The organism is Paenisporosarcina quisquiliarum (assembly GCF_043641925.1).
Classification (GTDB): Bacteria; Bacillota; Bacilli; order Bacillales_A; family Planococcaceae; genus Paenisporosarcina; species Paenisporosarcina quisquiliarum_A.
The window spans coordinates 73,232-94,132 of the sequence record NZ_JBHZRU010000013.1; the positions used below are offsets into that span (position 1 = coordinate 73,232).

Sequence of the window (20,901 nt, forward strand, 5' to 3'; positions counted from 1 at the left end):
CTTAGCTATTTCTAATAATTTTACGGTATACGTGTGTATTATGTAACGGTTTAAATCCTAACGAAAGATATAGATTCTCTGCAGAATCATTACCTTCCATATAGGAAATTCGAATTTCTTTATTACCTTGGCTTATCATCGTATTGATAGCAAACTGAAGTGCCTTTTTACCGTAACCTTTACCTTGTGCAGTTTTAGTAACCATTAAATTCTCAACTGTCCCATTTCCAATCGTTACGGAAGCTAGTATTTTATCATCTTCTAAAAGAAGATACACATTTTCTTTGTTATTTAACTTATACCTTCTAACTATTTCTTCGGTAGCTATATAAGGTTTAATATCATTAATTACATGTACATCGTAAAATGATTCTTGTACTACCTTTAAGTAGGTATCAAAATACTTATCTTCATATTGTACAAAGTCCACTGCCACTTTAGGGAATCCAGAGCCGACATAAAACAATTCAGGAGATCCCCACCACTTCTTATAACCCGCTTTATGACAAAATTCAGCTGGATTTTCAAGATTCACCTTGAAATATGAGGTCAACATTACTGTATTTCTTTTAATTAAATTTCTTTCAATGTACTCCACTAATGACTTACCTATCCCATGTAATCTATATGGGGTATCTACAAACACCTTTATTTGTGCCTCAGATTCTTTTGCATCATTTATTATGCTTATTGCATATGCAAACCCAAGGATTACTTCTTTTTCAACAAATACAATGAATTCGACAGAACTTACTTTGATCGCATTTGAATCTAGCATCTTATATTTTGAACTTGCTTTATTTATTAATTGAGTTACTTGTTCAATGTCATCATCTTGGTATTTACGTATCATGAAGTATTCCTCCTAATCTTCTATAGATTGTAGAATAAGAAAAAGCCCAACTTCCTACTTGAAGTAAGGCTTAATGAATGTATTCGGTACAAGTGAATTATCTCCTTCTTCTTCAACTAAACCGCTGCATTAATTGTAGAAGAAATTAGTCGATTTCCTCAATTTTATAAACAGGAATTTCAATTTTGCTTTCCATTACTTTATCTGAATCCAAAGAAAAATTAGCAACTGCTTCAAATTTATAATTTCCTGACCCCAGCTCTAATCGCTCAATTCCATTGAAATCAACTCGAAGAGGTTTATTTTGAATCAGCGTTGTTGTTAACAATGGGAGATTCATAGATCCTATATATTCAAAATCACCGTCTTGTTGATAAATGTTAAAGAAAAAAATACTTCCACCATGAAAGATATCTTTTTCAGCCTCTTCTCCCATATATGTAATTGTGGCATAAACTTTAGGTGCTTTTTGGCTTTTTTGAACATTTATTGTTACTTTAAAATCAACCACAGTCTTTGAGTTATTGGAAATTTTCGGCTTATCACTTACATTCGCATCTCCGTTATTATTACTTGTCACACAACCAGACAGTCCTAAAACCATGACAAGAAAACAAATTGCATAAGAAATAGACCTTTTCCTCATCATCACTTCCTCCTTTAAAACATCTAATATTCCTCGCTGCTTGACTCTCTCTCAGATTTTCTTGTTCTAATAAATGATTTCAAATTTCTAAAGAAAATATAATACCCAAGTAACACTAGAGCGATTGTTAAATATGCAGTAGCACGGTATTCATCAAATAAATATTCTCTTTGAGTGATGATGAAGTAATGTATTAATAGTAATAAAAGAAACGTATGAATCATTGAAATCATTTGTTTATGTTTGCTGAAAACTAATATAGATAGTAAATGTACAACACCCAATATAACAAAAGCCCACAAAGCATTAATCATAAATAATGAGATTTCCCTTTCCACTATTAACACACCCTCGATATGAATTTGCTACGTATTAAATATTCCTTGACCTTCTAAAATATTTTTAGATGTTCCATCTTCAGCTATCCTGGAATTATATTCACGCTCTTTTAAATAAACACAATCCAACTGAACCAAATACACTAGTTACTGCAATCACAGTGATAGCAAATATAGCATCTGATGGTGAGTGAGCTCCATAAGAGAATGAAGCAAACCATACTAACTCAAAAAATAAAATAAGCCCCCATATTATAAAGAATACTTTCAATAGGTCATTGTTCAAATGAATGCCTCCCAAAAATAATAATCATTATTAAAATGCCAGTTTCTTAGTCGTGCTACCAAATTGCAAATCAGCAAACATATTCATTTTTTATACTCACTTATTATTTCGGACAGGTACTTGTTGAACTCATTTGCTGCGCTATGATCTTCATAGATGATAAACATATCTTCTGCCACATATAACTTATGGGCTACCAGATCCATCGATTCTGTTTTCTTAATAAAAGTATCTCTTGCCTTTTGAGCTAAGCTTTTACTCGGATACTTATAGATATGCAGGAAACCTTCATTCCTAATTTCAAGGTGATGGGGTTCCTTTCCGACCAGTCTTTTATCAAATATAGATTTATGGTTAATGGATACTTCAGTAAATTCAATGCTTTCTTCGCCTAAGTATTCTTTAAAACTCTCGATACTACCTTTGTAAAAAAATAGTCCAATCAATAAACAAAGGGGAATAAGGATAATAGAGATAATTTTCTTCATTTTAAGCACCCCTAAACCAGAAATAAACTCTTCTTTAACGAACGCAATGTGTTAGTTCAATAAATTCAACAAAAAAAGCGTTAATCCTCCCCGGATCACCCTAACCGTATTTCAAAACTTCAATTTCCATTTTTGAAAACCCACAAAAAGACAGACTTCCAATGCAGAAGTCTGTCTGTCATGTATCAAAATAATCCAGGAGAGTACTTAATAAAATAGTAAACAACATAAATCCAGCTGAAACACCCGTGAACAATAGCCCAACCTATAGACTGGTAAGCACTGTAGGAGATGATCATAGACAGGCAAGTTCCATAACTGATTCCCGTCTTGATAACATTTGCCGCTTTATATTCCTTTTTCAGAGTGACTGATCCCTCCAAACATTGATGGCATTAGGTATCATCATGTTATGACAAGATACATCCATTTATGTCAAACGATTTAAAAAGTTCGAGCGAATCCTTCGGAATGAAAATATCTCGAATTTGAAGTATATTAGAAAAAACAGCTTTTTATAGAAACTTTACAGGAGGTCTTTGAAGTGGAAATTGGAATCAGTACGTTTGTAGAAACGACACCTGATGTTCATACAGGTGAAGTGGTAAGCCACGCCCAACGATTACGTGAAGTGGTAGAGGAGATTGTTCTTGCCGATCAAGTTGGCTTAGATGTATTCGGTGTTGGCGAACATCATCGAGAAGATTTTGCGGCATCTTCACCAGCGATGGTATTAGCTGCCGCTGCCTCACAGACGAAACGTATTCGACTTACGAGTGCAGTTACAGTTCTCTCTTCGGCCGATCCGGTTCGTGTGTTCCAAGATTTTGCGACGCTTGATGGTATTTCAAACGGACGTGCAGAAATTATGGCAGGACGGGGTTCATTCATCGAATCGTTCCCGCTATTTGGTTATGACTTGCAAGACTATAATGAGCTTTTTGATGAGAAATTGGACTTGCTTTTAACAATTCAGAAGTCTGAAAAAGTAACTTGGTCAGGGAAGCACCGAGCATCCATTAATAATCTCGGTATTTATCCACGACCAGTTCAAGATCCGTTACCAATCTGGATTGGGAGCGGGGGGAATAGCGAATCTGTTATCCGTGCTGGAGTACTTGGCTTACCTCTTGTCTTAGCCATTATTGGCGGACGTCCAACTCAGTTTGCGCCACTTGTTCAGCTATATAAACGTGCAGCAGCTCAAGCGGGACACGATGTATCGAAGCTACCTATTGCTTCTCACTCGCATGGTTTTATTGCAGAGAATACGGAAACAGCTGCAGACAAGTTTTTCCCTCCTACGCAACAAGTCATGAATGTCCTTGGACGTGAGCGTGGATGGGGTCACTATGATCGAGCTGCTTTCGATGCTGCTCGTAGCTTTGAAGGAGCCCTCTATGTAGGGGATGCAGAAACGGTGGCGAATAAAATCATTGATTTGCGTAAAAATGTAGGCATCACTCGATTTATGCTTCATGTACCGGTAGGCTCAATGCCACATGCCGACGTTATGAAAGCAATCGAGTTGTTAGGCACAGAAGTGGCACCTCGAGTTCGGGAAGAAGTTGCGAAGTGGGAAGCAACTCAGTAAAAATCGGATAGTAGATGCATATAGTTTCTACCTACTTTGCATGATGTGAGCAGTGAGGATATCCTCACTGTTTTTTTATTGATAAATTCTTCAAGAATAAAGTGGGAATTCGTGGTATCTTGAATTATAAAATAGAAATTGTCTGAAAAAAGTCTATTTGACACACAAATAAAACCGTAGGAGTGAGTAAACATGGCATTTAAAGAAACCGTCTTTATTAATGCACCAGTTGAAAAAGTATTTGCAATTACAACGGATTTTGAGCATGCTCCGTTCATTATGGAAAACGTAGTGAAGACAGAAAAGTTAACAGAAGGACCAATGCAAGTTGGAACAAGAGTAAAGGAAGTTAGAAATATAAGAGGAAAAGAAGTTGATACGGTCCTCGTCATATCTGAATTTATTCCGAATCAAAAATATACGGTAAAAAGTGAGAATTTCGGCATGACAGTGGAATACCAGTATCGTTTCCTGGCACAAGAGATTGGAACAACTGTCGATTTTAATGGACTGATACACACAAAAGGATTAAAAAATGCACTTATTAAACCACTATTTGAAATGATCTTAAAAAAAGAAGATAAAGATCACTTGGTGAAATTAAAACAGTATATCGAACAACATAAAGAATAGCCTTTACCAATTAAAAAATGCGGCCGAGATTCCATCTTCGGTCGCATTTTTTGTTAGAAAGAAATTAACCACACCACACAATAATTCGATAGGGAGTCGTTTGTGCAGGGATGCTTCTAGTAGAAGGACCATATATGACAATTAAGTTGCGGTTCTCAATACTGTGAGAGAACACTTGCCCATTTCTTATCGTAATGGACGTATACGGGGAAAGGTTTAATTTTAATTGTCCATCACTACTTACTAATTGGTTATTAAAAAAGTCTACTTTCACTTGTTGATATGGACTTTCCTTGACCATGATGAGTGCGCGATATTGTGGTGGATAAATGAGAGGTACTGGTGCGTTCCCATCATAATAACCCGTTACTTGATCTCCGACAGCGACCATTGCTTGATCCACAAAGTATGTGTCAGGTGATACAACAAAATTGACCGTACCCCCGTCACCATTTACAACGGATACTAATGTATAACAACCTGCGCCTTCCCCATTTGCCCCAATGAAAAATTCAGAAATTGAAGTGACTGTTCCTCGAAAAAAGAAAAATTGAACCAAACGAATACCTCCTTTAAAACAAATCCTTCTATAAGCTATGCTTTCATTTCATCTTGGTGCGTCGGTATAGCAATTTCCGCTATTAATTGGTAAGATATCTTAATTGTTTAACTCGGGAAGAAGGTTTTTAAATGGCTACAATGAAGGCGAGTACAGGTCCGAAAGAGAAGTTGAATTTATTTAGCTTAACGTGGCCAATTTTTTTAGAAGTGTTTTTATTTATGTTAATGGGTATTGTCGATACGTTTATGTTGAGTGCGCTTTCGGATGATGCTGTTTCTGGTGTTGGAGCAGCGAATCAGTACATTCATATTGCGATATTGGTTTTAGAAGTCGTGGGAACCGGAGCGGCAATTGTTGTGTCGCAATACCTTGGTTCAAAGAGGTATCTCGAAGCCTCTAAAATTTCAGCGACTGCCGTTTCGTTAAATTTAGTTGTTGGCTTACTAATGAGTGCAGGATATTTTATATTCGCCCGAAGTATGATGCAGGCAATGAATTTACAAGGCGACGTGCTCGAATATGCAGAACAATACTTATCGATCGTTGGGGGAGCCATTTTCCTTCAAGCGATTATTAACTCGTTAGCAGCAATCATTCGAGTGCATGGTTGGACGAAACAAACGATGTATGTGTCACTCGGGATGAATATTATCCATGTGATTGGGAACTACGTGCTGATTTTTGGGAAATTTGGTTTCCCAGAATTGGGTGTGCAAGGTGCGGCCATTTCTTCTATCGCTAGCCGTTTCCTAGCGTTGCTTGTGTTCTTCTGGTTGCTCTATCAAGTGGTTGAATATCGCGTAAAATTCAGCTATTACTTGAAACTTTCAAAAGAATACATTGGGAAAATCCTTCACATTGGGATTCCGGCAGCCTTTGAGCAAGTGATGTACCAGGCGTGTCAGATTGTGTTCTTATATTATGCAACGTATTTGGGAGCAGAAGCTTTGGCAGCAAGACAATATGCCATGAACATCTCCATGTTTACGTTTTTATTCGCCATCGCGATCGGAATGGGTACAGCGATTATCATTGGCCGTTTAGTTGGGGCGAATGAACAAGATGAAGCGTACACTCGCTTATGGAAGAGTTTGAAGTTCGCACTCATTTTCACTTTAAGCACCGTGACGTTGGTCATCATTTTCCGAAATCAGCTCATTGGCTTGTTTACTGATAATCCTGAGGTCATCAAAATTGCCACATCCGTGCTCGTTCTAAGTATTTTATTAGAAACCGGTCGTACGTTGAATATTGTCATCATCAATTCACTGCGTGCAGCGGGAGACGCAAGATTCCCTGTGCTAATCGGCGTATTCTCGATGGTGGCGATGAGTTTGCCATTAGGTTATTTCTTGGTATTCGTATTAGATATGGGTCTGCCAGGAATTTGGTTAGCCATTGCCGCTGATGAATGGATACGCGGGATTATTATGTATTTCCGATGGAAGAGTCGCAAATGGGAGAAATATGCTTTGGTCGGTCCAGGAGCTGATGAAAATCAAACCCCATTACCAGCAGAAAATTAAGAGAATGCTTTTACTTTCGCTTATAATAGAGATGGATTAGTAATTTTTTACAACAGAAGGTGTGTTTTTTTGAAACAATTCTATATAAAAAAACAATATTACATTCTCACTTTGATAACCGTCATCATAATGACGAGTGGTTTGTTGGTTGTCATTCCTCGTTATGATGGATTAGAAATTGGATTGCTTCTTCATACCGTATTACTCGTTTTGTTGTCTGTATCTTTATTGATATACCCGAAATTCGAAAGTTTTCATTTTCGAATCAGTATCATTATGACTGGTGCGGCTTATTTTTACATGCTTTTCTTTTTATATCCAGAAACGTGGTCGACGTTTATTTTTCTATGCTTTATTCCAGCGTTTTCAATCTTGTTTTTTGATAAAAGACTGTTTTATTTCTCATTAGTGTTTAACGCCGCTCTAATTACCCTCACATTTGGCTATGTGGTGTTAATCGATCAAGGCACCAATTACTCGCATATTACCATGGATTTGACGGGGAATATGATTAACTTCATTGGTAGCCAAGTGATTTTATATCTGATTTTTGATATATCTTCTGATCGAATCAAAAAACAGCAATTGTACTACGAGGAACTTCAGCATTCAGAGAAATTAAAGACAACGGGTCAATTAGCCGCTGCAGTCGCTCACGAAATTCGAAACCCATTGACAGTAGTAAAAGGATTTTTGCAAATCTACGAACATGACCCTCTCATTCGTGTGGATGCAAAAAAAGATTTTTCGTTAATGATTGAGGAATTAAACACGGCGGAATATGTCATTTCTCAGTTTTTAGCCATTGCGAAACCAGATAATGATCAAAAATTGGAAACGGTAGATGTTCAAAAGTTACTTCAAAGTGTGTCTGAGTTACTCATGTCATACGGAGTGTTTCATCAAAATAGTATCGACCTACAAGTTCCTGGGGATATCTTCATCTCGGCGAATCATATCGAATTGAAACAATTGTTTATTAACCTCGTGAAAAATGCAATTGAGGTTTCTAGTAAAGGTGATTCGGTCATCATTCGGGCTGAGAAAATACAGAATGAGATTGAAATTCAAATCACCGATTCTGGTTTTGGTATGTCAGAAGAACAAGTGAAATCCCTTGGAACACCTTTTTATTCATTAAAAAGTAAGGGAACAGGTCTCGGACTCATGATTTGTTTTAATATCGTTGAAAAATACAAAGGTTCTATTCAGTTCAAAAGCATTGAAGGGGAAGGAACCACAGTGATTGTTCGTTTTCCTTCAGTTGAATAAAGAAATCTCACCTAGTTATGTAGTTGTTGAGATGCAATTGTGCGATGAAATCTTCAAATTGACCGTTAAATGTGCCAATCTGTGTGAGATATAACAGGAAATTGACTGTTTTCAACAGAGTGGTGGAAAAGGGAGGTGAGAACGTGGAAATCGTGCTATTCGTATGCATCATATTAATCGCATCAATCCTCCAAACGGCGACGGGATTTGGTTTTTCAATTTTAGCCACGCCATTTCTCCTATTACTATTTAAACCAATGGAAGCGATTCAAATTAACTTAATCTTATCGCTCGTCATTTCAATTGCTTTAATTGCAAAAATTAAAGATCACGTAGATTACGGCATACTCAAACGATTCATGATTGGGAGTACCGCTGGGTTGCCGATTGGCATATTAATCTTTTTATATGTAGACATAACGAGTTTGAAAATCGGGGTAAGTTTACTCATTCTATTATTAACAATCCTGCTCCTACTCCAATTCCGCGTAAATCAAACCAAATCGAGGGATGGAATAGTTGGTGGGTTATCGGGTTTATTAACCAGTAGCATTGGTATGCCAGGTCCTCCATTACTGCTTTATTTCGCCGGAACGGATACGCAAAAAGACAAGCTGCGTGCAACCACGTTAGCCTTCTATTTGTTTATATACGCCATGAGTTTAGGAATTCAAATGCTTTTTGTTGGCACGAATAAAACGGTTTGGGTATCAAGCGGTCTTTCACTTCCGCTCGTCATCGCTGGATTGTATGTGGGTCAGTTGCTTTTCAAACGAATAAATCAGCAGCTCTTTCGGATTTTTACATATGCCATTTTACTCATCACCGGATTGTATCTGTTAATAGATAGTTTAAGACCATAACCGCAAGAATGAGGACGATTGTAAGGCCGTTTTCTTGTTAGAATATAGAAAAGGAATGCGATCGACAGGGAGGGAACAAAATGACGACAGTTCATCTTTCATTTGAAGAAATGTGGGAGAAAATTATGGTCTGTGATGCAGCTTACGATGGGCTATTTTACACGGCAGTCAAAACCACGAAAATCTATTGTCGGCCCTCTTGTCGTTCGCGCAAGCCGAAAAAGGTCAACGTGGAGTTCTATCAAGATATGACTGAGGCGGAGGGAGCGGGTTACCGTGCATGCAAACGTTGCAAACCGGAGGTCGAACATTCGCCATACACAGAACTGGTTCAACAAGTGACCAGTTACTTACTCAATCACTATAAACAAAAACTCACATTACAAGATATAGCGGATCATGTTGGACTGAGTCCTTACCATTTAGAACGTCTATTTAAACAGGAGACATCCAAAACACCACGCACATTCTTAGAAAAAATACGGATTGATAAAGCGAGCTATTATTTAGTCAATTTCAATCACACGAATCTAGAAATTTGCTACGAAGTTGGATTCCAAAGCACGTCCAATTTCTATAAAGTATTTCGCAGAATTCATGAATGTTCACCAAGTGAGTATCGACAACGTCACGCTGTAAAGGAAAGCATCATATGAATTGGTTAGATAAGGAATCGACCATTGACATATCGCCACCTGCTCCATTCAATTACGAAGAGTGTTTGCTGTTTCTAGGCAGATCAGAGCAGGAAGTGCTTTATGAAATAAAAGACGGAGCGATATGGAAGCTACACCGTGTAGCCGGGAACTTGGTTTTATTCAAAATAAGTCATCACTCAAATATGCTTAAAGTTGAATTTCCAATAAGCCCACCTTCACAAATAGTGCGCAAAGAAATTGCAGAATATATATGGGAATGGTTCGACTTAGACACAGATTTAAACGAATTCTACAAAATGGCTGTTGAAGACCCGATCTTACATAAGCTAACCAACGAATACGAAGGACTACGGATGATGTGTCTCCCGGATCTATTTGAAGCTTTATCATGGGCTGTTATGGGGCAACAAATCAACCTGACTTTTGCATACACGCTAAAAAAACGCTTTGTGGAACAATTTGGCGAGAGCTTATCTCATGGTGAGCAAACTTACTGGCTATATCCGTCAGCTGCGCGAATCGCAACTCTTGAAGTGGAGGATTTACGGCCTCTCCAATTCACGGGGCGTAAAGCCGAGTACATTATTGGCATTGCAAAGACATTAGCAAGTGGAGAGCTTACAAAAGAAAAGTTACTAAACATGCCAACGCCACTCGACATGTATCAAGCTTTAATCCATATAAGAGGTGTGGGGGCATGGACGGCTGATTACGTGCTCATGAAATGCCTACACCACCAAGCTGCTTTTCCGATCGCTGATGTCGGTCTACACAATGCACTAAAAAATCAACTAGGGTTGGAACGAAAACCATCCATTATGGAAATAAAAGAAATCGCAGCACACTGGGAAGGTTGGCAAGCATATGCCACTTTCTATCTCTGGAGGTCCTTATATGACAGAACGCTATAAAGTCGACTATCAATCCCCAATAGGCGTCATCGAAATCGTCGGTTCAAACGAAGCGATTTACTCGATTTTGTTTGCTGAAGAAGACATCTTAGTCAATCCAATAAGTGAAGACACACCGCAAGTCATAAAGGATTGCTACAGTCAATTAGATGAATATTTTAAAGGCGAACGACATGAATTCACCTTCCCGATGATGATAGAAGGCACACCTTTTCAACAATTAGTCTGGCAATCGCTTACGACAATTCCTTTCGCGAAAACGGCATCTTACAAACATATTGCCGTCACGATGGGAAATGAAAAAGCCATCCGTGCAGTCGGTACCGCAAACGGCAGAAACAAGCTAAGCATTGTCATCCCTTGTCACCGAATCATCGGAGCGAGCGGCAAACTAGTCGGCTATGCCGGTGGCTTATGGAGAAAAGAATGGCTGCTAAATCACGAACAAAAATTTCAACAGCTAAAGTAAATGAAAAAAATTTAAAAACATCAAACCAAGTGGGAATCCACTGAAAAAGTATAAATAGTTTATCAAAGACTCCCTATTTCGATGTATCGAGTTAATAGCTCTGTTAAAACGATTAAGTAGATTATCGTTACAGACGGACGCTTTTCGCGGGAGGGTCTATTTAGTATGCAAATGCAAGTAGCCATGGCTATATTCGTAGTAAATCTAAAACGAATTATAACCTTATTGAAGGAAACGAAGTAAAGAATATCAAAGAAAAAGGAGAGATCGTTCAATTTTGAACGAAATCTCTCCATTTTTAATTAGAAGCACTTCAGCTACTTTTTAACCCAATTATTTTAAAGCCTCCCTCAAAGAACGGGCAAGTAAATTTCAACCTCTTCTTCATCACTTTCCATAGGATGATAGGTCTCTATAATTAAGGAATCTAAGTTTCTTTGATAGCCTTTATCAACCGTCCATTTTGCCAGTTTGGCATGGAGGTTTCCAACCTCACTGATTTTCCCACGGGCTGTAGCATAATCATTACTTGCCAACATATATTCCATACCTTCCGGAACTTCGTTTAATGCATCCTTAACAATCAAACCGACGTAATACTCTCCTTCAAGATGGTTGTCATCTCTTTTGGGTTCATAGAGGGCAATTTCTGTCTCCGTACGATGGTCAATCTCGTTTGCCCGACTCATGAATTGACGTGCAGAGTGAGGCACTTCGCGACCAAAGTCAGCAAATCTCCCACTATTTTTTATGCCTACCACATGAAAATTCTTTTTTACCATTGCAAATTCCACACTAGGTCCCCCTTGTAGTTCATCTTCAATAATTAATTCTACATCCACTAAAAATGTCCTTTGTTTTTTGGCTCAATTGAACGATATTGTTGACTTTCGTTCCAGGTGGATGGTGGTCAATTAACCATTAAAAAGCAATATAAAAAGGTTGAAGTTCGTCATTTATACAGTACTCAATTCGTTGTCTGAAGTTTTTCCACGTGACCATTTCTAATGCTTGTTGAATAGGGAAGAAACCTACTTCTAGACTCTCAGGACTAGTAGTTAATTCGCCACCAACCGGTGTTGCCAGAAATAATGTATTACAAATGGAACCACTAACATTTTGAAATACGCCACAAAACTTCGTCACTTCAATATCAATTCCTGATTCTTCTTTTGTTTCTCTAATTGCCGCATCTTGTAAGGATTCGCCTTCTTCCACCTGTCCGCCAGGCATTTCCCATCCTCTTCTCGGACCTTTGATCAATAAAATCTCATTCTTTTCATTTAAGACAATTGTTGCTGCTGACACAATATGTTTTGGTACTGGCATCTTCTTTAATCTCCATTTCCAATAAAAAATCTATTTTCTCGGTATGTACATCTTTAATTAAAGAACGAAAAATTCAGCTCAAGGTTTCTTCGTTGTTTTTGCATAAATACACGTATCGGTCCATCTCAAACCATCTACCGATAAGTCCTCATTTTCTAAAATACCTTCTAAACGGAATCCAAGCTTTTCAGGAATCGCACGACTTTTCACGTTTTCAGCTTCCGTACGAATTTCAACACGCTTCATCTCAAGATTTTCAAGAGCATAACGGGACAATCGATCAATGGCTTCCACCATGTATCCTTTACCTGCATGTCTCGTGTCAATCCAGTAACCAATCTCCAGCTTCTGTACATCCCAGTCAATATTATGAAAACCAGTTGTTCCGATATATTCATTTGTTTCTTTATTGAAAATCAAAAACCGTAGACCGGTTCTGCGCATAAAGTTAGAAATAGACTCTCGAATATTCGCTTCCGTATCCTCAACAGCTGGTGTTGTTTGTACAAATGGAAGCCAAGGCTTCATTTCGTCAAGTGACGCTACAATCGCTTGATGCACAACTGTTCCATCCCCAACTTGTGGCATTCGTAAAATTAATCGTTCTGTTTCAAGACTCGTCGCAATCTCTCTTAATATATGATTCATTCCCAAACACCCTTTATCCATAAATTGTTATTCACTCATCATAATCGAAAATCTGTTGAAGTCACAAGAAGTTTTTTATTCTCCTTTTTATGGTTTCAATTTCTGTTATATTTGTAATATACAGAATTTACAATTTTTACTACAAGGGGGAGTCAAAATGAAGAATTCCATAGAGTGTAGAGAGATAGAAAAGCTTTTTAAAGGTGATGGAATTGAAACATATGCATTAAAAGATGTGAACCTGAAAATAACCGAAGGGGAGTTTGTATCCATTATAGGACCATCCGGCTCTGGCAAATCAACATTATTAAGCATTTTAGGAACACTAGATATCCCTTCTAGTGGAGAAATGCTTTATGAAAACAAACCTACAAATAAATTAAACAATAAACAGATGGCAGATTTTCGTTTTGAAAACATTGGATTTATCTTTCAACAATTTCATCTCATTCCAACGCTAACAGCTCTTGAAAATATCATGGCACCTTTATTTGGTCGTAAAGTCACTTACGATAAAAAACAACGAGCACAAGAACTCCTTGAAATGGTTGGACTAAAAGACAAAGAGAATTCTTTGCCATCTCAATTATCCGGTGGTCAACAACAACGTATTGCTATCGCACGTGCTTTAGTTCACGAACCGAACTGGTTACTAGCAGATGAACCAACAGGGAACCTCGATACGGAAACAGGGGAAATCATTTTTCAATTGCTGCTTTCTTTAAACAGAGAAAAAGGATGTGGCGTTTTATTTGTCACGCACGACCCTGAACTTGCTAATCGTGCGAATCGAAAAATCGAAATGCGTGACGGGTTACTTATTGCTGATACTGTGGTAAATCAATATGCTTAAATTCATTTGGAATTCGTGGTGGAGAAATAAAGAACGGTTTATATTGCTACTGGTTGGTGTCTTGATATTAAGTACAGGCCTTAGTTATTTAATCGGAATTACTCAAGCAAATAACGGAACAGTAGTCGACGAACTTCAAAAGAGATGGAAGTCTTCCTATCATCTAGTCGTTCGTCCGGAGGGGAGCCGAAGTGTTACTGAGGACTTGAATCTTTTAGAACCTAACTATTTAAGTGGAATGGAAGGCGGAATAAGCCTCGAACAATATGAGCAGATAAAACAAATCGAGAATGTTGATATTGCGGCTCCAATTGCCATGATTGGTTCAAGTACTAATTATGTAGAGTTGAAAGACCCAGACATTAAGGACCCGGGTATTTATCGAATCAAAATCGTTGAGAAAACGAATACTGGTGCAAAAATAACAACTGAAGAATTTAACCAATATGTCACAGTCGGTTCTTGGTTTCCACCGGATGCGACTGATTATGGTGTATCTCCAGGGATGCAACCTCTGTCTTACGGCACAGAAGTGATGATTGCAGGTATAGATCCAGAAGCTGAAGCAGCCTTAGTTGGCATTGATCAGGCAATGGTTGCAAGTGATAACAGTCGTTATTTTAGCCAGGATGAACCTTTTACTGCCATGCAGTTGGATGCCAATATAGAGGAAATACAGATTCCAGTGATTATAAGTAATCAAGACTTTGTAGATGCGAACATCACGTATACAATCGAAAAAATGGATATACCTTTTGAAACCAATCAACATGAAACAATTGAGGACATTCGGAATAAAGGAAAAGAGAGCTATTTAGATACTCTCAAAGGGACACAGGTCGAAGAATATACGTACAATACAACTGACGTTCATAACATGCTGGTAGAAAAGATAGTAAATCCTTCATATGATGGCATTGTGAGACTACCTGATTCTGTTTGGGTTGCTCTAAAACCTTCAACGGTAAAATATAACCCAGTAACAAGTCCTTTTGGCGAGAGATGGCCTTATACGTATGAAGTAGAACCATTTAAACTCCCGGATGACTCACCTTTTTACACGAAAAATATGTATCGACAATTTAATCCTTATAGCGAAAATAGTTCGAAATGGCCAAAGTTACGTATGAATTTTATTGGTGTATTTGACCCTCAGAATTTGAAAGTATCAAAGGATCCTCTAACGGAATTGCCAATGGAAACGTATTTTCCTGCAAAAGCTCAATGGGTAATGGATTCTTCAAATAACCCGGTTAATCCGCCAATGGATATGAAACCCACAAATGATGCATATGGGTTTTTAACAAAACCACCTCTTGTATTAACAACACTTGATGCAGCAGCGCGTGTTTTAGGAGACACACCCATATCGGCAATTCGCGTAAATGTGACAGGTGTAGAAACGATGAATGAGGAAAGTGAAGTTCTATTAAAAGAGGTTGCAACTGAAATTGAGGAGAAGACTGGTCTAATAACGGATATTACACTAGGATCTTCACCACAGTATGCTTTGACTCACTTACCTGGTTTAGCTGGTGAAGAAGCACTTGGTTGGGTTCAACAACCATGGATTAAGTTAGGTTCTTCTATATCGATCTTCCAAGAAGCAAAAATAGGAATGGCTGGCGTCATAGCAAGTGTGATTTTAGTAGCCATTGTTTATGTATTTGCCTCGAATATCATCATGTTATTTGCAAGGAAGAAAGAATTTGCCGTATTGCTTTCTTTAGGATGGCGACCATCACAATTATCCAAATTACTCTTTTTAGAGTCGACGATTTTAGGGGCGCTTGTTGCGTTAATAAGTTGGTTCATTTTAGGGATGTTCTTTGTATCGGGTAGCATAGATACCTCACTTTTACGGGTCTTCTTAATTGGTGTTAGCGGGTTAGCGATTTATTGGCTAGGATCACTTATACCCATTTGGTTAATTAAACGTATTAAACCTTACGAGTCCATGAGATCTGGAGAAGTATCAAAACGAACGAACCGAATTGTGAGAGCCGAATCAGTACTTGGGATGAGTATGAACAACTTATTTACACAGTGGCAGCGAAGCTTGTTGTCGATTATCGCTATAGCTGTGCCTACGAGTCTATTTATCTTTTTTCTCTTCGTTACGTTTAGATTAAAAGGGGTCTTATATGCAACTTGGTTAGGTGAATTTGTTGCGCTTGAGGTTGGTATGATGCATTACGTAGCGATGGGTGTCGCACTTCTGATCGCTATTTTAACCACTACTGAAATCATGTGGCAAAATGTTGCTGAGCGACAACCTCAGATTGCTGTTTTAAAAGCTACAGGCTGGCAAAATAAAGGCATTCGCTTACTTGTGTTACTAGAAGGAGCAATAAGTGGTCTTTTAGCCGGGATACTTGGTCTAGGATTAGCATTAATCATCATTTATCGCATGTATGGGGAACTACCTAAGGGCGAGTTTGTCTTCTTATTTTCTACCATACTCATTCCGATTATTACGGGGGTAGTAGGTGCTGTATTGCCTGCTGAGAAAGCAGCTCGCATCTTGCCATACCAAGCTATTAGTGGAATACTCCAAAACTCTAAAAAGGTAGAAAAACAATTCAAGTGGGCTATTAGTGCTGCAGGAGTCGGATTACTAGTTGGGATACTATCTTTATTCATTTATGCTATCCCTGAAAATCAAGGAACATCCGTTGGTAAGTTAGCGGGATCTGCAGAAGTAGAAGGTACGAAAGGAAATTTATTACCCGTTTCGACTAAGAATAATGAGATTGGTGAGGAAAAAGAGAAAGAAAAAAGTGATTTAGAAACACAGGAAAATGCCATTTCAAAATTAAGAAATACTGCTTGGAGAGCACTTTCTTTAGGAGAAGCGACAGGTGAGGGGAAACTATCTGTTGATTTATTTTTTGGTGAATTGGCAGTCCCACCGTCTGACTTAAAAGCTTCTAGTAAAGATTATGAATTACTTTCCATTCCTGTAACAGCAAAGCAGGAAAGCGGTGAAGAAAATACAGGACCATATAAACCACATGGATATAGACTAATTGATGAGTCTGGAAAAGAATACAAAGTTATTGATATGAAGGTTATAGAAAAAGGGAAATGGCATTATCCGGGGGATTTTAGTCTCTTTGCCCCTGGAGAAACCACAGTGTTATTAACATATGAAGTTCCAAAAAACCGCGGAGAAATGGCGATGTATATCAATACTTCTAATTTAGCAGGTCATATTATTGTAGATATTCCCTCTAAAAATAAAACTTTAAGTAAAGATAATATTATGCCGGGTGGAAGTGGGAAATATATTTTAGATGTTAAATTAGATGAGGAAAATAGATTTCATATCAGTGCTGAAATCGATGTAATGAATGAATCACAAGATACTTGGAGAGATATCGGGTTTTATTTCATTCCGAATGCGTTTACTGAAGAAAATAAACCTGAATTCCTGATTGACGCTGCCGATGTTACGATTACTTCAATTATGGAGTCGGGAGAAGACCTACAGTATGAGTTAACAAACAACAAACTTTTACTTAAGCTTAATAACGATTTTTTACCTGGTGAAAACAAAAAGGTTCAAATACAATACACCTTGGTTTTACCTGAAAACGGTGCTCGCCTCTCTAGAGTAAAAGATAATTTTTATTTAGCTCAATGGTATCCGATGCTAGGGCACTACCAAAAAGGGTGGCATATTAAAGATTTTGATGTAAAGGGAGAGTCCTATCACACGAGTTATGGGGATTACGTGGTGAATTATGAACTTCCAAAAGACTATTTAGTTGTCAGTTCAGGTCAAGATAATCAAATTCAGCCAACTTCTTCAGGAACGATTGAAGGAGAAAATGTGAAAGACTTCTATTTGGGGTTGTTAAATCCTAATGAATGGACGAGTAAGTCAGCCATCGTGAATGATACGAATTTGAGAGTATTTTTACCATCCGATGGACCAGACTTCTCAGAGGAAATGGCTAAATCAGCTGTAGAAGCTTATGCTTATTTCGAATCAAACTTAGGAGAAAATCCTTTTCATGAATTAGACATCATCGGTAACGGTGGAAATATGGAATATCCAAATGTAATTGAAGTTTCTAACGACTCACAAAGTTTTGAACACACACTTGTTCACGAAATTGCACATCAATGGTTTTATTATATGGTTTCAAATGATCCGCATAAAGATGCCTGGTTGGACGAAGGTTTAACAGAGTTTGTGACGTCAATCTACTTAACAGAAAAGTATAATGAATCGATCGGCTTTGCATTTGCCAGTAATCTATCACAACATAGTTCAACTAGTGACATTGTAAATATCCCATTAAATGAATTTGAAGGCGGTCAATATGTATCTACTGTCTATGGGAAAACGCCGCTAGTGTTAAGGGACTTTTTTAATGAACATGGAGGACAAGAAGAAGCACTACAATTCTTATCTGAGTATTTCAAAGCATATAAGTTTAAGTACGTTGATAGTAAGGTATTTGCAGAATTCTTAAATGAGTATTTTGAAGAGGATACTAATGAGTTTTTAGAGGAATGGTTAGTGCTGGATTGATATCGAGAGCTACTGAGTAGCTCTTTTTTTATAAATTGAATTTAATAAGGTGAAAGGAGATGTCCAATGGAAAACTTTCCGTTTATAGAAATACTAGTAGTCTTTGCCATCTATTTAGCCATCAGTTTCTACTTAAATAAGAAACTGGGCATTAAAATCAAAAGAAGAGGATTGATTTCTATGCATAGAAATCGATACTTTTTAGCCATCGATTTTCTGTTCATCTTTTTGTTTATTGGCGTGATAATGGGCTATGCAAACGGTGATTTTACTTTTATGGGATCACATTCTTATCTATTTGCTATGTTTGGTCTATTTATTATGCTCAGCATCAATAGTGGTATAGAAGAATGGTGGTTACACCGAAAGGATAAAGCGTTTTATCACGAATGGTTGAGTTCACTGCTTTATTTGATGATTCTTTTCGTCCTTATTATTGGAGGAAATTGAAACGTTCATAACTTTTGACTTGATTAAGGAGGTAGAGGAAATGAGAGAACAGTTATTGCTCAACAGATTAGACGACATAGGAAAGAACTTAGCTCAAACGGATGGTGCTCTTTTGCTATTAGCACTTGGGTCTGTGGGTATTGAGTTAGAGCGTCTTGATGCATATTCTGATTTAGATTTCTTTGTCATTGTGAAGCCTGGTTTCAAACCTCGATTCATTGACCAATTAGATTGGCTTGAATCAGTTCACCCACTTGGCTATTCATTCCAAAACACGAAAGATGGCCATAAAATCTTATTTGAAGATGGGATTTACGGTGAGTTTGCCATTTTTGAAGAACAGGAAATGACAAGCATAGCTTATTCGGCAGGTAGAATCGTGTGGCAGGATGCTTTATTCACCAACCCCAACCTCGGAACTCCTCGTCAAAAAACAGACGTAGCGAGACCTGAAACAATGGATTATGCGTTGAACGAAGCCTTAACCAATCTATATGTGGGACTTTGCCGTTATGCGAGAGGCGAGAAGCTGTCTGGAGTAAAATTCGTAGAGACGAGTGCCGTAGACAACATCATTTCAATTCTGCATCTCGTGGAACAAGAAAACGATTATTTTCCAGATGTTTTTGGCAATGAAAGACGCGTGGAAAAACGGTTTCCTGAGTTTACTAAAAGAATGTGCAACATGATGCAAGGCTACGAAAACGTACCGTCTTCCGCTATAGAGATACTCGCATATATAGAAAAAATATACCCAGTGAATCAAAAAATGAGTAACGAAATCAAACGATTATCAGCCATGTGCCTGCAGGAGAAATCCGATTGATAGGGAATGGTATGAGTAGGCTTATATAGATATTTAGAAAGGACGATTCGATGATGCACACAGAAGAAGGCTACATTCCAGTAACGGGAGGTAATGTATATTACCGAAAAACAGGAGACGGACCAGGTATTCCATTATTAGTTTTGCACGGTGGACCAGGCGGGATGAGTAGAGAGTCGGACCCGATTCGTGAACTAGGCGACGATCGACCAGTTATTCACTATGATCAACTTGGGTGCGGGAATTCAGACCGTCCGGAAGATCTATCATTATGGACAGTGGAGCGATATGTAGAGGAACTAGGTCAAGTTAGAGATGCGTTAGGACTAGAAGAAGTACATATACTTGGTCATTCATGGGGTACGATGCTTGCAGCCGCGTATTTATTGACCAAACCAACCGGAGTGAAAAGTGTGATTTTCTCAAGTCCTTGTTTAAATTCACGCATGTGGGAGCGGGACCAACGTGAATACTTAAAGGATTTGCCGAAAGAATCTCAAGAAATTATCGAACGTTGTGAAAGAGACGAAACGACCGATTCTCCAGAATATCACCAAGCGATGATTGAATTTTACGAACGTCATGTCTGTAGATTGCTACCTTGGCCGAAAGAGCTATTAGCTAATATGGCGAGAAGCAACAAGTCCATTTATGGATTCATGTGGGGCGCATCCGAATTTACCGTGACCGGTACATTACAAGATTTCGACGTCACCGATCGTCTAAACGAAATCGATATTCCAAGTCTATTCACATGTGGTCGCTATGACGAAGCAACTCCGAAAACAACTGAATACTATGCGAGCTTAGCGCCAAATTCCGATTTCCATGTGTTCGAAAACAGCGCACATATGCCTGGAGTGGAAGAACCTCAAGCCTTTGCCAATAAAATGCGCGAATTCTTAAACCAACAACCGAGGTAACTTCAAAGGGACTTTTCAATAAACAGGTGGAGAGAAATGAGTGATTTCTCTCTACTTTTTTGATTGATTTTGTAGCGCGTTTTTTTCATATTCTCCATTTGGAGGGGCATATTCAAGGATTCGATTGGTCGATTCGAGGATTCATTGTGCCTTGGACTTCTGTCAAGAAAGTTTACACAAAAAACACTAAAATTCCGTTTTCTAAATCCCTACCGCACTTCGTTTGCTA

At 38.1% G+C, this 20,901-nt stretch carries 22 protein-coding genes; 13 read left to right on the forward strand and 9 right to left on the reverse strand.

Annotated features, from left to right (window positions below; translation table 11 throughout):
* Position 1: 1 nt before the first annotated feature.
* From ACHUE4_RS11005 to ACHUE4_RS11025, 5 genes are all read right to left on the reverse strand, one after another.
* Positions 2-853: a GNAT family N-acetyltransferase gene (locus tag ACHUE4_RS11005; RefSeq protein ID WP_394189938.1), complete on the reverse strand. Its 852-nt coding sequence runs from the start codon at positions 851-853 to the stop codon at positions 2-4.
* 145 nt (positions 854-998) lie between these two features.
* The gene (locus tag ACHUE4_RS11010) at positions 999-1,499 is read right to left on the reverse strand and encodes a hypothetical protein (RefSeq protein WP_394189940.1); all 501 of its coding nucleotides are present in this window, start codon (positions 1,497-1,499) and stop codon (positions 999-1,001) included.
* 23 nt (positions 1,500-1,522) lie between these two features.
* Positions 1,523-1,837: a hypothetical protein gene (locus tag ACHUE4_RS11015; protein ID WP_394189942.1), complete on the reverse strand. Its 315-nt coding sequence runs from the start codon at positions 1,835-1,837 to the stop codon at positions 1,523-1,525.
* Positions 1,838-1,937: 100 nt separating this feature from the next.
* Positions 1,938-2,123, reverse strand: a complete 186-nt coding sequence (locus tag ACHUE4_RS11020) for a hypothetical protein (RefSeq protein WP_394189944.1) — start codon at positions 2,121-2,123, stop codon at positions 1,938-1,940.
* 83 nt (positions 2,124-2,206) lie between these two features.
* Complete coding sequence (locus ACHUE4_RS11025; RefSeq protein ID WP_394189946.1) at positions 2,207-2,611, reverse strand: hypothetical protein; 405 nt, start codon at positions 2,609-2,611, stop codon at positions 2,207-2,209.
* A 544-nt stretch (positions 2,612-3,155) separates the two neighbouring features.
* Here ACHUE4_RS11025 and ACHUE4_RS11030 point away from each other — a divergent pair.
* Positions 3,156-4,205 carry an LLM class flavin-dependent oxidoreductase gene (locus ACHUE4_RS11030; RefSeq protein ID WP_394189948.1) on the forward strand — a complete coding sequence of 350 codons (1,050 nt, stop codon included), beginning with the start codon at positions 3,156-3,158 and terminating at the stop codon, positions 4,203-4,205.
* A gap of 192 nt (positions 4,206-4,397) precedes the next feature.
* Positions 4,398-4,838 carry an SRPBCC family protein gene (locus tag ACHUE4_RS11035; protein ID WP_394189950.1) on the forward strand — a complete coding sequence of 147 codons (441 nt, stop codon included), beginning with the start codon at positions 4,398-4,400 and terminating at the stop codon, positions 4,836-4,838.
* A 64-nt stretch (positions 4,839-4,902) separates the two neighbouring features.
* Here ACHUE4_RS11035 and ACHUE4_RS11040 read toward each other — a convergent pair whose 3' ends face one another.
* A complete protein-coding gene (locus tag ACHUE4_RS11040) occupies positions 4,903-5,397 on the reverse strand; it encodes a hypothetical protein (RefSeq protein ID WP_394189952.1) in 495 nt (164 codons plus the stop codon).
* 131 nt (positions 5,398-5,528) lie between these two features.
* Between ACHUE4_RS11040 and ACHUE4_RS11045 the strand changes: the two genes are divergently transcribed.
* The 6 genes from ACHUE4_RS11045 to ACHUE4_RS11070 all read left to right on the forward strand — a co-directional run bounded on the left by ACHUE4_RS11045 (position 5,529) and on the right by ACHUE4_RS11070 (position 11,100).
* Positions 5,529-6,926: an MATE family efflux transporter gene (locus ACHUE4_RS11045; protein WP_394189954.1), complete on the forward strand. Its 1,398-nt coding sequence runs from the start codon at positions 5,529-5,531 to the stop codon at positions 6,924-6,926.
* A gap of 69 nt (positions 6,927-6,995) precedes the next feature.
* Positions 6,996-8,198 (forward strand): ATP-binding protein, encoded by a 1,203-nt coding sequence (locus ACHUE4_RS11050; RefSeq protein ID WP_394189956.1) that lies wholly within the window; start codon positions 6,996-6,998, stop codon positions 8,196-8,198.
* Positions 8,199-8,341: 143 nt separating this feature from the next.
* Positions 8,342-9,061, forward strand: a complete 720-nt coding sequence (locus ACHUE4_RS11055) for a sulfite exporter TauE/SafE family protein (protein ID WP_394189958.1) — start codon at positions 8,342-8,344, stop codon at positions 9,059-9,061.
* 80 nt (positions 9,062-9,141) lie between these two features.
* A complete protein-coding gene (locus ACHUE4_RS11060) occupies positions 9,142-9,717 on the forward strand; it encodes a bifunctional transcriptional activator/DNA repair enzyme AdaA (protein ID WP_394189960.1) in 576 nt (191 codons plus the stop codon).
* Positions 9,714-10,631: a DNA-3-methyladenine glycosylase family protein gene (locus ACHUE4_RS11065; RefSeq protein ID WP_394189962.1), complete on the forward strand. Its 918-nt coding sequence runs from the start codon at positions 9,714-9,716 to the stop codon at positions 10,629-10,631. Before ACHUE4_RS11060 ends, ACHUE4_RS11065 begins: the two co-directional genes overlap by 4 nt.
* Positions 10,615-11,100 (forward strand): methylated-DNA--[protein]-cysteine S-methyltransferase, encoded by a 486-nt coding sequence (locus tag ACHUE4_RS11070; RefSeq protein WP_394189964.1) that lies wholly within the window; start codon positions 10,615-10,617, stop codon positions 11,098-11,100. The genes ACHUE4_RS11065 and ACHUE4_RS11070 overlap by 17 nt, the downstream gene beginning before the upstream one ends.
* A 350-nt stretch (positions 11,101-11,450) precedes the next feature.
* On the opposite strand, the gene ACHUE4_RS11075 is transcribed toward ACHUE4_RS11070, so the two are convergent.
* From ACHUE4_RS11075 to ACHUE4_RS11085, 3 genes are all read right to left on the reverse strand, one after another.
* Entirely contained in the window at positions 11,451-11,894 is a 444-nt protein-coding gene (locus ACHUE4_RS11075) for a GyrI-like domain-containing protein (protein ID WP_394189966.1), read from the reverse strand.
* 127 nt (positions 11,895-12,021) lie between these two features.
* Positions 12,022-12,429: an NUDIX hydrolase gene (locus ACHUE4_RS11080; protein ID WP_394189968.1), complete on the reverse strand. Its 408-nt coding sequence runs from the start codon at positions 12,427-12,429 to the stop codon at positions 12,022-12,024.
* A 78-nt stretch (positions 12,430-12,507) separates the two neighbouring features.
* Entirely contained in the window at positions 12,508-13,077 is a 570-nt protein-coding gene (locus tag ACHUE4_RS11085; protein WP_394189970.1) for a GNAT family N-acetyltransferase, read from the reverse strand.
* 157 nt (positions 13,078-13,234) lie between these two features.
* Here ACHUE4_RS11085 and ACHUE4_RS11090 point away from each other — a divergent pair, with 157 nt between their 5' ends.
* The 5 genes from ACHUE4_RS11090 (at position 13,235) to ACHUE4_RS11110 (ending at position 20,672) form a co-directional block, all read left to right on the forward strand.
* On the forward strand, positions 13,235-13,930 hold the full coding sequence (locus ACHUE4_RS11090; protein ID WP_394189972.1) for an ABC transporter ATP-binding protein: 696 nt from the start codon (positions 13,235-13,237) through the stop codon (positions 13,928-13,930).
* Positions 13,923-18,473, forward strand: a complete 4,551-nt coding sequence (locus tag ACHUE4_RS11095) for an FtsX-like permease family protein (protein ID WP_394189974.1) — start codon at positions 13,923-13,925, stop codon at positions 18,471-18,473. The genes ACHUE4_RS11090 and ACHUE4_RS11095 overlap by 8 nt, the downstream gene beginning before the upstream one ends.
* A gap of 66 nt (positions 18,474-18,539) precedes the next feature.
* A complete protein-coding gene (locus tag ACHUE4_RS11100; protein WP_394189976.1) occupies positions 18,540-18,923 on the forward strand; it encodes a DUF4181 domain-containing protein in 384 nt (127 codons plus the stop codon).
* A gap of 40 nt (positions 18,924-18,963) precedes the next feature.
* A complete protein-coding gene (locus ACHUE4_RS11105; protein WP_394189978.1) occupies positions 18,964-19,749 on the forward strand; it encodes a hypothetical protein in 786 nt (261 codons plus the stop codon).
* Positions 19,750-19,799: 50 nt separating this feature from the next.
* Positions 19,800-20,672 carry a proline iminopeptidase-family hydrolase gene (locus ACHUE4_RS11110; RefSeq protein ID WP_394189980.1) on the forward strand — a complete coding sequence of 291 codons (873 nt, stop codon included), beginning with the start codon at positions 19,800-19,802 and terminating at the stop codon, positions 20,670-20,672.
* Positions 20,673-20,901: the final 229 nt, after the last annotated feature.

Coding starts and splice junctions, on each gene's coding strand:
- ACHUE4_RS11005 (WP_394189938.1), bottom strand. CDS start 853: ATGATACGTAAATACCAAGATGATGACATTGAACAAGTAACTCAATTA.
- ACHUE4_RS11010 (WP_394189940.1), bottom strand. CDS start 1,499: ATGAGGAAAAGGTCTATTTCTTATGCAATTTGTTTTCTTGTCATGGTT.
- ACHUE4_RS11025 (WP_394189946.1), bottom strand. CDS start 2,611: ATGAAGAAAATTATCTCTATTATCCTTATTCCCCTTTGTTTATTGATT.
- ACHUE4_RS11035 (WP_394189950.1), top strand. CDS start 4,398: ATGGCATTTAAAGAAACCGTCTTTATTAATGCACCAGTTGAAAAAGTA.
- ACHUE4_RS11045 (WP_394189954.1), top strand. CDS start 5,529: ATGGCTACAATGAAGGCGAGTACAGGTCCGAAAGAGAAGTTGAATTTA.
- ACHUE4_RS11060 (WP_394189960.1), top strand. CDS start 9,142: ATGACGACAGTTCATCTTTCATTTGAAGAAATGTGGGAGAAAATTATG.
- ACHUE4_RS11065 (WP_394189962.1), top strand. CDS start 9,714: ATGAATTGGTTAGATAAGGAATCGACCATTGACATATCGCCACCTGCT.
- ACHUE4_RS11070 (WP_394189964.1), top strand. CDS start 10,615: ATGACAGAACGCTATAAAGTCGACTATCAATCCCCAATAGGCGTCATC.
- ACHUE4_RS11080 (WP_394189968.1), bottom strand. CDS start 12,429: ATGCCAGTACCAAAACATATTGTGTCAGCAGCAACAATTGTCTTAAAT.
- ACHUE4_RS11085 (WP_394189970.1), bottom strand. CDS start 13,077: ATGAATCATATATTAAGAGAGATTGCGACGAGTCTTGAAACAGAACGA.
- ACHUE4_RS11090 (WP_394189972.1), top strand. CDS start 13,235: ATGAAGAATTCCATAGAGTGTAGAGAGATAGAAAAGCTTTTTAAAGGT.
- ACHUE4_RS11095 (WP_394189974.1), top strand. CDS start 13,923: ATGCTTAAATTCATTTGGAATTCGTGGTGGAGAAATAAAGAACGGTTT.
- ACHUE4_RS11100 (WP_394189976.1), top strand. CDS start 18,540: ATGGAAAACTTTCCGTTTATAGAAATACTAGTAGTCTTTGCCATCTAT.
- ACHUE4_RS11105 (WP_394189978.1), top strand. CDS start 18,964: ATGAGAGAACAGTTATTGCTCAACAGATTAGACGACATAGGAAAGAAC.
- ACHUE4_RS11110 (WP_394189980.1), top strand. CDS start 19,800: ATGATGCACACAGAAGAAGGCTACATTCCAGTAACGGGAGGTAATGTA.